This window comes from Clostridium sp. AF32-7AC (assembly GCF_003477925.1).
Taxonomy (GTDB): Bacteria; Bacillota; Clostridia; order Lachnospirales; family Lachnospiraceae; genus Otoolea; species Otoolea fessa.
On sequence record NZ_QUEG01000001.1, the window covers coordinates 701091 to 716844 of the forward strand.

The window sequence follows — 15754 nt, forward strand, 5'->3', positions numbered from 1 at the left end:
CCATGATGATTCGAGATATGTTTGCGGATGATATTAACCGCAAAATCAATGGTGTAATTAAAGTAGATCAGGCTGCTGATGATGTAATCGAGCAAGAGTTAAATGAATATGTCATTACCAGAGAATTGAAGAAACACTTTATTACATTCTTCAATTATTACGGTGATGCTTTCGACCAGCCGACAGCCGATATGGGTGTTTGGATTTCCGGTTTCTTTGGAAGTGGTAAATCTCACTTCTTGAAAATGCTTTCCTACCTTTTGGAAAATAAAGAGGTAAAAGGCATTCGCAGTGTGGAGCGTTTCCGTAAAAAGTTTGAGGATGACCCGGCAACTTTTATGCTGATCGACCGTGCCACGAAGGGTCAGACGGAAACCATTCTTTTCAACATTGATATTGAAGGCTTCAGCAATAAAGACAAGACTGCTGTACTTCGTGTTTTTGCAAAGATGTTCTACAACCATCTGGGATTTTACGGTGAAAATCTTAAAGTTGCCATGATGGAGCGTTATATTGACCAGCAGGGTAAGACAGAGGAGTTCCGCAGAGTTTTTGAAAAAAAGAAAGGCAAGCCATGGCTTGAAATGCGCCGTGCCTTTGCTTTCAATGGAAAGTTCATCATCCCGACACTGATGGAAGTTTTAGATATGAGTGAGGACGATGCCAAGACGTGGTTCAATGATAAAACCGCAACAGAAATTTCTATTGCACAGCTTGTGGAAGATATGAAAGCCTATGTAGATACTAAACCTGCAAACTTCCGTCTGCTGTTTATGATTGACGAGGTTGGACAGTATGTTGGTACGGATACCGATATGCTTTTGAACCTCCAGTCTCTGACCGAAAAAATCGGAAGTGAGTGCGAAGGTAAGATTTGGGTGATCTGCACTGGGCAGGAAGCCATTGATGAAATCATCAAAGTTCGTGCGGATGAGTTCTCCCGTATTCAGGCTCGTTTCAAAACAAGACTGAGTTTATCTTCTTCCTCTGTGGATGAAGTCATCCAGAAACGTATTCTGAAAAAGAAAGCGGAAGCAGTCGAAGAGCTGGAAGATGTTTATGAGCAGAATGATTCAGTCCTTCGCAATTTGTTCAGCTTTAGCGGTTCCGTTTTGGATATCAAAGGCTACTCCGGTCCGAGGGAATTTACAGAGAACTTCCCGTTTGTGCCGTATCAGTTCATCATCATGCAGAAGGTATTTGCTGAAATCCGCAAGCACGGAAATTCCGGCAAGCACCTGTCCGGTGGTGAGCGTTCCATGCTGTCCGGTTTCCAGGAAGCTGCACAGAAAATTCAGGAGAAGGACGAGTATGCACTTGTTCCATTCTTCCGTTTTTATGATACCGTACATACTTTCCTGGACGGTTCTATCCGTAGAGTGATTGAGCGTTGCCAGAAAGCTGCTGACAATGGCGATGGAATCGAACAGCAGGATGTGGATGTACTGAAACTTTTGTACTTGATTCGATATCTAGATGATATTCCTTCCAATCTGGACAATATCGTTATCCTCATGGCAGACGATATTCGTGTAGATAAGATTATCATGCGTGAAGCTGTCCGTGGAAGCCTTGACCGTCTGATGAGCCAGAATTATATCGGCAGAACTGGCGATACCTACAATTTCCTGACGGATGAGGAACAGGACATTCAGCGTGAAATCAGAGATACCAATGTGGATACCGTTTCTATTGTGGAGCGTATTGCCAAGATGATTTATGGTGATATTTTTAAAACCAGTAAATTTCGCTATGGAAACAATGATTTTGCATTTGACAAGATGGTAGATGGTATTACGGTTGGTGTGGCAACAGGCGGCATGTGTCTACGTTTCTTGACCGTTGCTATTGATGCTATTGAAAAAACAGATTATCGTCTGATGGCAGAATCCAAGGGCAACGAAGCAATCGTTGTTCTGGCTGATACGCCTTATTATGAATCTCTGGAATCTGCCATGAAGATTCGCAAGTATGTAATGCAGAGAAATGTAAGCTCATTACCAGATACAGTACAGAAAATTATTGAAAATCAGCAGAGTGAAGCTGGAAAATATGAGCTGAGTGCTATGACTGAATTGCAAAATGCCATCGAAGGGGCACAGTTCTATGTAGATGGCGAGCATCTGGAAATCAAAGCCGGAAATGCCAAGAGCAAAATTGACCAGTCTCTTGAATATCTGGTTGCTCATGTATATAGCAAGCTCGACCTGATTACAGATAATGCAGGCAGTGACGCAGATATTATTGCGATTCTGACAGGTGCAGTAACGGCACTTCCAGGCATGGAACCGAACCGTGATGCTGCTTCTGCTATGGAAGAATATCTGGAAATGCAGGATGCGAAAAAGCTACCGACTTCTATGGCAGATGTGCAGAGCAAATACAGTGCGATTCCGTATGGCTGGAAAGAAATCGACATTGCTGCGGTTGCGGCACAGCTGATTTATTCCCAGAAAGTAACCATCAAGTATGCAGGCAATACCATTCAGCCGGATGACCCGAAACTGCCGGATATGCTTCGTAAAAAGAGTGAGATTGGCAAGACTTCCATCAGCAAGCGTAAAACCATTTCCGCTACGATGATGCGTGATGTGAAATCAATGCTCCGGGATTATTTCGATGTTATGGATGTACCGGACGATGAAGATGGTCTGATTCGCTTTGTGACTGAGAAATTCAGTGAACAGCGTGATTACTATGCTTCTCTGGATGCCCGTTATGACGGACATAAATACCCGGATCGTGCATTGGTGCAGGAAGCCATTCATCTGATGGATAATGTACTTTCTCAGAAGAAAGACAATATTGCCCTGATTGAGCGTGTGCTGAAAAAAGAGGATGCTCTTTTCGATAACAAAGAAGCCATGAGCAACGGCATTGAAAACTTCTTCAAGACTCAGGTAACAGTATTCGACCAGGCGGTGCAGTTTGAAAAATCTCTGCATGATGACATTGACCGTATTGCAGAAAATGAGGAAGCACACAAGGCACTGAATACTATTCGTCTGATTACGATGGTTCAGACTGGAAACGAGTTCAACTATACCCGGATTCGTGAACTGAATCCGTTGATGGATACGGTTCGTACCGCCCATGACAAGATGCTGGAAGAAAAACGTGCCGAGGTTCTGGAAACGGTTCGTCAGTGTATGGAAGCGACCCACACTGCCGCAAACGGCGATTCCAAGGCATCCCATCTGATTGAAAAATCAGATCGGTATTTCAGCCAGTGCAAGGAGAAAATCGCAGAATTAAAGAGCCTCGCCCTTTTGGATGCCATGTTCCTGCCGATGTGCCAGTATAAGGATGATACCGTCAGCAATATTGAGTCTGTTCTGGCTCCGCCTGCACCGAAGCCGCCAGTACAGCCGACACAGCCGGGGAAAGAAGCTGCTCCGGCAAAGAAAAAGGTTGTCCGTGCCTATAACCGACAGGTTGTATTCCATGCAAAGACCTTACAGACGGATGCGGATATTGATGATTATGTAGAGAAGATTCGTTCTCAGCTGAAACAGTTGCTGAAGCATTGCGACGAAATCAAGCTGAATTAAGGAGGAGTTATGAAAAGTACGATAGAACATCCAAAAGTATTTATTTCTTATGCATGGGGAACTGAAGACTATAGATTGAAAGTTCGTTCTTTTGCAACAGACTTAATAGAAAATGGTATTGATGTTTTGTTAGATCAATGGTCTTTGAAAGAAGGAAATGATACATATGCATTTATGGAGCAGAGTGTGACAGATCCAACAATAACAAATGTATTAATACTACTGGATCCGATATATGAGAAAAAAGCAAATGAAAGACATGGTGGGGTAGGAACAGAAACACAGATTATTTCACCGGAAATTTACAACAAAGTTAAACAGGAGAAATTTTTACCTGTAATTTTTGAACGGAGAGAAAACGGAGAAATTCCAAAACCTCAGTATTTAAAAACGATGTTACATTTTGATTTATCTCAGGAAGAAAAGTATGATTTAGAATATCAGAGATTAGTGAAACGCTTATACGGAATAGAAATAATAGAAAAACCAGAATTAGGTAAAAAACCATCATGGCTGGAAGAAAGCTCTATTATTTCAACAAAAACGCGTACAGGATATGAATGTTTAAAACAACAGAAATCAGATAATGTTAAGAAAGACGAATATAGAAATTTTTTATTTGCTGTAAAAGAGAAAATGGTAAATTTTAGTAAGGATGAACTGGAAAATGGCGTATCAGCAGATGAGTATATAGAATTATATTCTAATACAAAATTATATCGGGATGATTTTTTGCATTTATTAAAATATTCACTTTATGTTCCAGAGGCATATAAAATTATAGCATCGCTTATGGAAGAAATATGTGTGGAAATAAAGGAAAAAGGTGGATGTGAAGGCGAAGTCGTAAAAACCTTGCTGCACGAGATATTCATTTATGTAGTGGCATTTTATTTGAAAAATAAAAATTCTGATGCTGTATCGTATATTTTGTCAAAGACATATTTTGTAGGTAGATATGGATATAATGAAGCTCAGAGTTTTGATGCCTTTTATTATAATAATGAGAATTTAGACAGAGCTGTCTCACAAAAAGATGGTAAAAATTATTATTCTGGGACAGCTAGTTATTGGATTAATAATATCAATGTAGAAGTATGTAACAAGAATGAATTTGTTTTTGCTGATATCTTTTGTCATAATGCATCTATGTTTATTGAAAATTACACTAGAAAGTGGTTTTGGTTTCCAATAACATATATATATGATAAAGCGGAATATGGAAGTAGTCTTTTCAGGCAATTTGCAATGCGTTTGAAATCAAAGGAGCATTTACAAGAAGCTGTTAAAATAATGGGATTTTCAGATACAGATGCATTTAAAAAGAAATATATTGAAATCGAAAGCAAAATTAAAGAAGGAAAGATTGGAGAATATCGATATAACAGTGCGTTTGAATCAGCACCAGTTATATGTCAATATGTTAAATCGGAAGAATTAGGGATCAGAAATTAATAGAAAAGTTTGGTAAAGGAAAATTAGTAGAAAATAAATGGATAAGAATGCGATTAAAAAATTTGCTGTCTGGGCAAGAACAGAGCTAATTGCCCGTGTTTCCCTGAAAGGTGTGGAATACGGTATCACAGAGGACAACATTGAGGATGCCAATGCGGACAGCGTTGGCGGCAAAGTCCTCACTGCCGATGAAAAGAAACAGCGTCAGGCTCTCATTGCCGAGATTAACGATAAAGGCTATAAGCAGGTCATGGAGGAGGTTGCCTACACTTGGTTTAACCGCTTCTCTGCTCTGCGATTTATGGAAGTCAACGGTTATCTTCCTTCCCATGTGCGAGTATTCACGGACGAGGAAAACAACTTTAAGCCGCAGATTATAACCGAAGCTATTCATCTGGATTTGGATGGACTCAATATGGAAAAGGTCTATGAGCTAAAAGATGCTGAAAAGACTGAAGAACTGTATAAATATTTGCTGATCGTGCAGTGCAACGCTCTGAATAAGATTCTGCCGGGAATGTTCCAGAAGATTGCGGATTACACCGAGCTTCTTCTGCCGGATAATCTGCTCCGTGAAGGTAGTGTGATTCAGCAGATGATCGAGCTGATACCAGAGGAGGACTGGAAGGATGCTGTCCAGATCATCGGCTGGCTGTATGAAGCATATAACATCGAAAAGAATGAATTGGTTTACAATGGCAATATGTCAAAATCAAGAATCTCCAAGGATCTATTGCCAGCAGCAACAACGATTTTTACACCAGATTGGTCTGTTCGTTATATGGTAGAGAACAGCCTTGGTCGTTTATGGCTGGAGGGACACCCGGATGTGAAAGAGCAGCTTCTGCCGACAGAGGAAGAACAGTCTGCTTATGCTGCCGGAAATCGTGACCTGGAAGATGCCAAATGGCACTACTATCTGGAAGAAGCTGAGCAGGAACCGGAAGTGCAGACACAGCTTGCCGAGATTCGTAAGGAATACGCCGCACTGACACCGGATCAGCTGAAAGTCATTGACCCTTGCTCTGGCTCTGGTCATATTCTTGCATATATGTTTGATGTGCTGATAAAGATTTATGAATCCTATGGCTATACCACCCGTGAAGCAGTGGCAAGCATTGTGGAAAATAATCTTTATGGTCTGGATATAGATGACCGTGCGGCACAGCTGGCTTACTTTGCGGTAATGATGAAAGCCCGTCAGTATGATCGTCGTTTTTTCAGCCGCGGCATTCAGCCCCATGTATATGCTATTGTGGAGAGTAATCATGTAGATAAATTCGCTATGTACTATTTCTGCAATGGTGATATGAAGCTCACAGCTACTATGGATACCATCATCAAAGAGCTGCATGATGCAAAGGAATATGGTTCTATTTTGAACATAACACCGCAGGATTGGTCTGCATTGTATGATCGTTTTACTGAGATTACGGAAGATATCAATATGTCCCGTGAGACGGCACTCAGAGAATTACTGCCGTTGGTGCAGGTGGCGGAAGCATTGGCACAGAAGTATGATGTGGTTGTGACGAATCCGCCGTATTTAGGTAGTTCGAGATTTAGTCCTAAATTAGATTCATTTGTAAAAGAGCATTATCCAGATGTAAAAACAGATCTTTCAATGGTAATGTTTAAACATTCTTTGAGAGATTTATGCAAAGATAAAGGATATGTTTCCTTTATTACAACAACTTCATGGATGTTTTTATCGAGTTTTGAAAAATTACGAGAGTATGTGATTGATGGGTATACTTTTGGTTCGTTGGTTGATTTTGGAACAGAATTATTTGAAGGTAAGGTAGGGCATAATCCGATCGTGGCATGGGTGAATTGCAAGTCAAACATTAAAGCAAATATGACAGCAATACGATTAGTGGACTATTGTTATTCAAAGCGTGATGAAAAAGAAGCAGAGTTCTTTAATTCTCAAAATCTCTATGTTTCAAATCAGAATAAATTTAAAATGATACCAGGAAGTCCTATTGCATATTGGTGGGAGAATTTCAAAATTTTTTCATTGCCGCAAGTTCAAGATTTCTATGAATCCGCAGGGAGAAATAAAACACATAACAATGAATTATATACAAGAAATTGGTGGGAAATATGTGATATGGACAGATGGCAGCCGTATGCAAATGGAGGTCCTTTCAGAAGATGGGAAGGAAATTCGCTTGATGTTGTTGATTGGTCTATTGCCGCTAAAGAGTTTTATGCAAGTCATGGAGGTTTATATAATCAGAAGTATTGTGGAAAGAGAGGTATTTGTTGGAATTTAATTACATCTTACAAAAATGGCTTTAGAATAAAATATAAGAATTATCATTATAGCTCTGCCGCACCCACTATTATTGCAAAAAAAGAAAATTTTGATTTTTGGATGCTTGCATTTTTGAATGGGATTGTAGCTTCTACAATTTTAAACATGTATAATCCTACACTTAATACAACTGTTGGAGATATTCTTAGTTTACCAGTCCAGTTCAAGAAAAGAGAACAAATTGAACCTATTGCAGAGAAAAACGTAGAACTTTCACAAACTGACTGGGATTCTTTTGAAACCTCATGGGACTTTCAGCACCATCCACTGCTTCGTAAAGTTTCTACCATTGCGGAAGCCTTTGAACAATGGAAAACGGAATGTGATGACCGTTTTAATCAGCTGAAAACTAATGAGGAAGAACTGAACCGTATTTTCATTGACATTTATGGCTTGCAGGACGAGCTGACACCGGAAGTTGAGGATAAGGATGTCACTGTCCGCAAGGCTGACCTTGGCAGAGATATTCGTTCTTTCATTTCCTATGCGGTTGGCTGTATGTTTGGTCGCTACTCTCTGGATGTGGACGGTCTTGCCTATGCAGGTGGCGAATGGGATGCCAGCAAGTATGCTTCTTTTGCTGCGGATAAGGATAACATTATCCCGATTTGCGACGATGAATACTTCGAGGATGATATGGTTGGTCTGTTTGTAGAGTTCGTGAAAACCGTTTACGGTGCAGATACTCTGGATGAAAACCTGAAGTTTATTGCCGACGCTCTGGGTGGCAAAGGTCAGCCGAAGGATGTGATTCGGAATTACTTCCTGAGCGACTTCTACTCCGACCACTGCAAGATTTATCAAAAACGCCCGATTTACTGGCTGTTTGACAGTGGTAAAAAGAATGGCTTTAAGGCTCTGATTTATATGCACCGCTATCAGCCGGACACCATTGCCCGTATCCGTACCGACTATGTGCATGAACAGCAGGCTCGTTATCGCACCGCCATTGCCGATTTGGAACAGCGTATTGCCAATGCTTCCACTGGCGAGCGTGTGAAGCTGAATAAAAAGCTGACCACCTTACAGGCACAGGATACCGAAATCAGAACCTACGAGGAAAAGATTCATCACCTTGCCGACCAGATGATTTCCATTGACTTGGACGATGGCGTGAAGAAGAATTATGCAATTTTCCAGGATGTTTTGGCTAAAATAAAGTAAGGAGGGATAGTTATCGAACCGAAACAAAAGAAATCTGTTCTCTTGGGGAATGGAGTAAACATACAGTTTGGTGGAAAAGCCTATTCAAATAGATTCATTTTGTCAAGAATTATCTTTAACGCACAGTGCGATAAGTATGATAGTCTTTTTGAAGGTACGCTGTCGGGAAGTGAAATTGAACAGATATTTCGAGGACTTCTTCCTACTGTAAATGCTGTGCTTGATGGAAAATATGATAAAGTCAATGCTGACGATGTAGTGAAAAGAGCTGTAATGGAGTTCAAGGCACAAAACGCAGAACGCAGCAAATTTGAGCATTATTATGAAATTCCATTAGAAGATTGGTTTTTGTTACTTCGATTATTCTTCATGGATAATCCAGATTTGAGTGATATGTGGAAAGCATCAAAACAAGGATTTGAATGGATGATTCTGGATGCTATCTATAATGCTGGTAAAATTCAAGAAATTTATCAAAAAATGAAAAAGCCTGTCAAACATTTTTTTAAATCGTTTGATTCGATATTTACATTGAATTATGATAATAATATTGAAAAGTTGACTAATAAAACAATTTACCATTTGCATGGGGATTATTCTGTCCTTGCAGATTCTGAAAATCCTGAAACAGTTCAGGGATTTTTGAACAAGCAAAACGGAAAAATCGTTATGAATCCAGATTATCTGCAATGTTATTGTAATGCGTTACTTAATTTTAGTGGACAGAATAAATATAAAGAAGCTCAGGATAAAGTGAAAGGAATTGAGGCACTTCAAAGACTAAAGCAATTACATGATTCGGATGTAGAGAAATTTGAGATAATGAGAGCAGGTGTAGAATCAGAAAAAGCTCAAATTATAGATACTTATATCAAACATCCAGAACTGAAAATTGCTACGGATTATCATTTTGGGGAACTTGAAAAACTTTCAGGTGAATTGCATATTATAGGGCTTTCACCACAGAATGACAGTCATATATTTGCTTGTATAGAAAAAAGCTCATTAGATAAGGTGGTTTTCTATTCGTATGGTGAGCCGCCAAAGAAATTGCCATTGACTAAACCATATGAATTTGCAGATATTAAGCAGTTATGGAAGTCATTGGATGCGAATCAGCCACAATATAATTGTGGTAGAAAATATCCGGATTCTGATGAAGCTAAAAAGTTTTTTGAACTTTTTAATGCATTATCCCTTGATCCGATCACAAAAGAAGAAATTGAGAAAGAAGCAAATTCAATTCCTGAATATATGGCGTTGCCATTATGCAAAGAAGCTATGAATTTGATTAAGGTTCAGACAACACCAAAAAGTGAAGAAGAACTTATGAAACAGTTTAGAATGGTTAGTAGAATAGCTTTAAGAGAGGGAATTTATCCGTCTGCTTTTTATTTGATTTTAATAGACAATTTTTCAAAATTATCGTAAAAGGAGGGCTTGCATATGATAACGGATGAAAGAATCAAAAATTCCAGTGAGCTGGAGTTTGCTGTATTTTGTATTGAAAATGTAGCAGCAAAGCTGGGTGTGGATGCAGAGCGTGTCTATCAGGCATTTACTGAACAGAGTGATATTTTGCACGGTTACATCGTGCCGGAATATGAAGTGCTGCATACCCAGAGTCGGGAATATATCGTTGATGACCTCCTTGATGTGATGAAAGAAAGGGGTGTGGAAGTATGATTCTCTATCATGGTTCTTTCTTAGAGATTGCAAAGCCGGATTTGGTTCATTCCCGTCCCAATGTAGATTTCGGGCGTGGCTTCTATGTCACGCCGCTGTATGAACAGGCGGCGAAGTGGTGCGGCAAGTTCAAACGCCGTGGGAAAGATGGCATTATCTCTCGGTATGAATACGATGAAAGCCGGGAATCTGAACTGAAAACGCTGAAATTTGATTCTTATTCCGAAGAATGGCTGGATTTCATTCTGAACTGCCGCAGCGGAAAAGATTCGACAGATTACGACCTTGTTGTGGGCGGTGTTGCCAATGATAAGGTGTTCAATACCGTGGAGCTGTTTTTTGACGGACTGATTGATAAAACGGAAGCTATCAACCGCCTGCGTTATGAAAAGCCGAACCTGCAAATATGTTTCCGCACAGAGAAAGCACTATCTCTGTTGCATTTTGAAGGGAGTGAAGCACTATGACAGCGAACCCGATTTTGCTTCAGAAAAAATATAGCCGTGTTATTGAATGCTTTGCTAAACAGCAGGGACTTTCGCTGGATGCGGCATTGGATTTCTTTTATCATTCCCAGGTTTATCAGCTGATCCGTGATGGTGTTTCTGATATGCACTGCATGAGCGATGCGTATCTGGCAGAGGAACTGGAACAGGAATATGCCGAGAAAATCGCCGGATAAGTGCCGTTAAACTGCCGGATACTACAAAAAGTGCCGGGAAAGTGCCGACAAAATGCCGGATACCAAGGAAGGAAAGAAAGTGACTTATGGATACAGACAAAGTAATACAAGACTTAAACCGCAGGTTTGCTGCACTTCTGCCGGAGTTTTATCAGCGTCGTATCATCTTCTGGTACGATGAAGATAAGGAATTTGAGGATAAACTGGACGAAGTGGTTCTGGAAAATGCAAAGGTAATTGCTCTGACCGGAAACAATGCCTTTTCTATGAAGAAACTGCTTTCGGTGGACGATCTGACCACAAACTATCTGGTTTACAGTCCATTAGCATATAACCGCCCAGATGATAACTGGCTTCTGGATGTGGAGCTTTACAGTGAGGAGTTCCGGGCAGACCTGATTTCCATTTGGATGGATGAGATGGGGCTTGCATCGAATCCGGCCATGCGGAAGCAGGTCAAGAATTACCGTGCTTATTTCAATGCGAAAGACCGTCGATTGAAAGTCAGCACACAGAATAAAGTTCCGGCAACTCCGGCACAGTTGCACATGGCTGTCATGGCGGCGATTTGCGGATTGAAAGACGCACAGCCGAATATGATTCTACGCAGCGTGTTCCGGGCAGGGCTGGATTTGAAGAACAATACTATTTATCAGGATTTTGTAAAATATCATGCTGATGGTGCATTTTGGGCGATGGTTCGCCAGGGCTGCGGATTTGTAGAGGAAGAACCAGACCTTGGACGACTGGCAATTCATTTGCTGTTGACCGCCGCTACCCGTACCATGCGGCAGGAGTATCTTGCCGGACTGGATAGTTTTATCTCCATGCCACACCAGGCATATTGCTATGATTTCATTTCTGAATGGCTTCACAGCGAGGACATTCAGCAGCTATATGATGTGGCACGGTATGTTGAGGATGAAGCACGTCTGCATCAGCGTTTTGAAAAGCTGACAGTGGATGATCTGGCAGGAACCGAGTGCTTCCCATGTATCAACGAAGTGATTTTAACAAAGCTGATGATAGAGATCAGCGACCATATCATTGATGTGGATACGATCACATCTACCGTTGAAAAGCGGAGAACCTGCGCGTGGTATGAGCCGTTTGAGAATTTCTATGATGGTATCTTGCAAGTGGCAAATATGCAGAGCTTCTTCAAGGAACACTCTGCCGGATTCCATACCGCAGAAGCAAAAGGCATCTGGAAAGAATACACGGAAAGCTACTATCAGATGGATACCTATTACCGTTTGTTCCATCTGAGCTTCCAAAAGAGCCTGGGAATTTCCAATATCTTGCTTGACGATTTGTTCAAGCACGTTGTCGATAAAGTGGAAGGACTCTATACGCATTGGTTCTTAGGCGAGCTGGGTAACAACTGGTCGGATGTGTGTGTGGATGAACTGGAAAACTACGGTAAGGTTTTGGAAGTGCCACAGCAGGAAGAATTTTACCGTTCTCGCATTAAGACTTCGGATACTAAGGTATTCGTGATTATTTCAGATGCTATGCGGTATGAAGTGGCGGCTGCGATGGCAGATCAGCTTCAGAGAGAAACCCAGAGTAAGGTTTCCATCAGCAGTATGCAGAGTATCTTCCCGTCTATCACAAAGTTTGGTATGGCAGCGTTATTGCCACATAAAGAACTGACAGTAGAAGTTCGGAACGATATTTTGACGGTTCTGGCAGATGGTCAGTCTACGGCAAGCACTTACCGGGATGAAGTTCTGAAATCAGAAGATCCGGCGAGTGTAGCTTTGAAATACAATGACATCATTGCCATGAAACGAGCAGAACGAAGTGCGCTGGTAAAGGGCATGGATGTGGTTTACATTTATCACGATACTATTGATGAGGCCAGCCATACTTCTGACACCGCTGTTTTTTCTGCCTGTGATAAGGCAATTTCAGAGTTAAAAAACCTTGTGCGTATTATTGTGAATGAATTTGGCGGTACGAATATTCTGATTACGGCTGACCACGGATTCCTTTATACATACAGTCCGCTGACTGAGGATGACAAGGTAGATAAGACCAGCTTTAACGGCATGGATGTGGAATATGGCAGACGCTATGCAATCATGCAAAAAGGCGCACAACCGAACTATCTGTTGCATGTGAAGTTCCTGGGCGGCAAAACGGAATTTGATGGATTTGCACCGAGGGAAAGTATCCGTATCAAGATGAATGGCGGCGGCATGAACTTTGTCCATGGCGGTATCAGCTTACAGGAAATGGTTGTTCCGGTGATCGAGTACCATTATCTCCGCAATGATTCTATGGAATACAAGCGTAATAAACAGAAATATGATACCAAGCCGGTAACAGTCAATTTGCTGTCTGCAAACCGTAAAATTAGCAATATGATTTTCTCATTGAACTTTTATCAGAAGGATTCAGTCAGTGCAAACCGTGAAGCGGCTACCTATCAGGTTTACTTTACGGACGAAAATGGCAAGCAGATCAGTGATGTTCAGAAGATTATTGCAGATAAAGCCAGCGACAACGGTGCAGAGAGAACTTTCCGTTGCCAGTTTAATCTGAAGTCTCTGAAATACAGCAATACTGCTACTTACTATCTGGTAATTGCAGATGAACAGAGCTTGCAGATGCCGCAGCGTGAGCCGTTCCAGATTGACATCGCCTTTGCGGTGGATGAGTTCGATTTCTTTAGTTAATACTGCAGGAGGATAGAAAGATGGGGCAATTTACAGAGGGTGAAAGCACCCGTGAAGAAATAAAGAATAAGCTCCGTCAGAACTTTGACGGTAAGATTGTTCGGAAAGACCTGACAAAGAAAATCAAGGAAGGGGCAAATGTCCCGGTGTATGTCCTTGAGTTCCTGCTGGGTCAGTATTGCAGCTCAGATGATGAAACGGTCATTGAAAAAGGCGTACAGAACGTGAAGCGTATTCTTGCTGATAATTTTGTACGCCCGGATGAATCGCAGAAGATTCTGTCTCAGCTGCGAAAGAAAGGCAGTCACACTATCATTGATATGGTGACTGTCCGACTGGATATGAAAAAGGACTGCTTTTTTGCGGAGTTTTCCAATTTGGGCGTTGGCAATGTACCGATTGCCGACGAATACCCGGAGAAATTTGACCGCCTGCTCTGCGGAGGTATCTGGTGTATCGTTCAGCTGGATTACGAGGTTGAGGGCGACAATAACTTTGGCATTGAGGATATTGACGGAAATCCGCTTCGTTCCAAACAGAAAAAACAAAAAGATATTTCTCCGATCAGTATCCGTAAGCTGACACCGATCCAGATGCCGCACATTGATATTGATGAACTGAAGCAGGGACGAAAGGCTTTTACGAAAGATGAATGGCTGGATATTCTTCTTCGTTCTATCGGCATGGAGCCAGATGAATTTACATATCGTGAGAAATGGCTGCTCCTGACCCGTATGATTCCATTAGTTGAAAACAACTTTAATCTTTGTGAGCTGGGACCGAGAAGTACCGGTAAATCTCATCTTTACAAAGAAATTTCACCGAACAGTATTTTGATTTCCGGTGGGCAGACGACGGTTGCAAACCTGTTTTACAATATGGGACGCAAAACGGTCGGACTGGTCGGCTTATGGGACTGTGTAGCTTTTGATGAAGTGGCAGGTATCAAGTTTAAAGATAAAGATGGCATTCAGATTATGAAGGATTACATGGCATCCGGCTCTTTTGCCCGTGGCAAAGAAGAAAAGTCTGCTATTGCGTCGATGGTATTTGTGGGAAATATCAATCAGAGTGTGGATGTGCTGTTGAAAACGTCCAGCCTGTTTGCACCTTTCCCGCAGGAAATGGGAACAGATACAGCATTTCTTGATCGTATGCACTGCTATCTTCCAGGATGGGAGATACCGAAGTTCAGACCGGAACATTTTACCGATGATTACGGTTTTATCAGTGATTATCTGGCTGAATTTATCCGGGAACTTCGCAAAGAACAGTATGGTGATGCACTTGACCACTACTTCCGCCTGGGAAGAAATCTGAATCAGCGTGATACGATTGCAGTCCGCCGTATGGTAGACGGTTATCTGAAGCTGATGTACCCGAATGGTGAGTTTACCAAAGAGGAACTGGAAGAAGTCATTCAGATTGCATTGGAAATGCGCCGCCGTGTAAAAGAACAGCTGAAAAAGCTGGGCGGCATGGAGTTTTACGATGTGAACTTCTCCTATATTGACCTAGAGGATATGTCAGAACATTATGTTTCCGTACCGGAACAGGGTGGCGGTAAACTGATACCGGATGGAATGTGCAATCCGGGACAGGTTTATACCGTATCCAGAGGAAAAAGCGGCATGATTGGCGTGTTCCGTCTGGAAAGTCAGATGCTTCCGGGCAATGGCAAGATTGAACGGACAGGCTTAGGCAGTGATTCCAAGTGCAAGGAAGCTGTGAACACGGCGTTCAATTATCTGAAAGCCAACGGCAACCGGATCAGCGGTTCTATCAGCACTTCGACCAAGGATTACATCATCAATTATCAGGATTTGCAGGGTATCGGTATGACAGACAAATTGGCACTTCCAACATTGATTGCACTTTGTTCGATTGCCCTTGGAAAGCCTGTTGTCAGCAACTTGGCAGTGTTGGGAGATATAACAATTAGTGGCACAATGATAAAGGTGGATGAACTTGCCAATACGCTTCAAGTGTGCCTGGACAGTGGTGCAAAGAAGGTACTGATTCCGAGTACCTCATTTGTTGATTTCGCAAGTGTTCCGGCTGATCTGATGAGTGCATTTCAGCTGATTCCGTATCAGAGTGCGGAGGATGCGGTGTTTAAGGCGTTGGGGGTAGAATGATTGAAGAAAGACGTAATTGTGCTTATAGATTCACGAAAAGAAATAGAAAAGATGTTCCATCCGTTTGATGGAGG

Annotated in this window: 9 protein-coding genes; all 9 read left to right on the plus strand. The window is 41.6% G+C overall.

All coding sequences use genetic code 11. The features are described from left to right. Window positions 1-2 precede the first annotated feature (2 nt). The 9 genes from brxC (at window position 3) to brxL (ending at window position 15680) form a co-directional block, all read left to right on the plus strand. A complete protein-coding gene (gene brxC / locus DWZ45_RS03230) occupies window positions 3-3551 on the plus strand; it encodes a BREX system P-loop protein BrxC (RefSeq protein ID WP_118467570.1) in 3549 nt (1182 codons plus the stop codon). Between the two features lie 9 nt (window positions 3552-3560). After that, complete coding sequence (locus DWZ45_RS03235; RefSeq protein WP_118467572.1) at window positions 3561-5006, plus strand: SEFIR domain-containing protein; 1446 nt, start codon at window positions 3561-3563, stop codon at window positions 5004-5006. A gap of 37 nt (window positions 5007-5043) precedes the next feature. Further along, window positions 5044-8490 carry a BREX-1 system adenine-specific DNA-methyltransferase PglX gene (pglX, locus tag DWZ45_RS03240; protein ID WP_118467574.1) on the plus strand — a complete coding sequence of 1149 codons (3447 nt, stop codon included), beginning with the start codon at window positions 5044-5046 and terminating at the stop codon, window positions 8488-8490. Window positions 8491-8532: 42 nt separating this feature from the next. Beyond that, window positions 8533-9921, plus strand: coding sequence for a hypothetical protein (locus DWZ45_RS03245; RefSeq protein WP_227589541.1), 1389 nt, complete (start codon window positions 8533-8535; stop codon window positions 9919-9921). A 15-nt stretch (window positions 9922-9936) separates the two neighbouring features. Next, window positions 9937-10176, plus strand: coding sequence for a DUF3791 domain-containing protein (locus DWZ45_RS03250; RefSeq protein WP_106999754.1), 240 nt, complete (start codon window positions 9937-9939; stop codon window positions 10174-10176). Continuing rightward, a complete protein-coding gene (locus DWZ45_RS03255) occupies window positions 10173-10643 on the plus strand; it encodes a DUF3990 domain-containing protein (RefSeq protein WP_118467576.1) in 471 nt (156 codons plus the stop codon). Before DWZ45_RS03250 ends, DWZ45_RS03255 begins: the two co-directional genes overlap by 4 nt. Then, entirely contained in the window at window positions 10640-10858 is a 219-nt protein-coding gene (locus DWZ45_RS03260; protein WP_118467578.1) for a DUF3791 domain-containing protein, read from the plus strand. The genes DWZ45_RS03255 and DWZ45_RS03260 overlap by 4 nt, the downstream gene beginning before the upstream one ends. Window positions 10859-10944: 86 nt before the next feature. Further along, on the plus strand, window positions 10945-13542 hold the full coding sequence (gene pglZ / locus DWZ45_RS03265) for a BREX-1 system phosphatase PglZ type A (RefSeq protein ID WP_118467580.1): 2598 nt from the start codon (window positions 10945-10947) through the stop codon (window positions 13540-13542). Window positions 13543-13562: 20 nt separating this feature from the next. After that, the gene (brxL, locus tag DWZ45_RS03270) at window positions 13563-15680 is read left to right on the plus strand and encodes a protease Lon-related BREX system protein BrxL (RefSeq protein WP_118467582.1); all 2118 of its coding nucleotides are present in this window, start codon (window positions 13563-13565) and stop codon (window positions 15678-15680) included. Window positions 15681-15754: the final 74 nt, after the last annotated feature.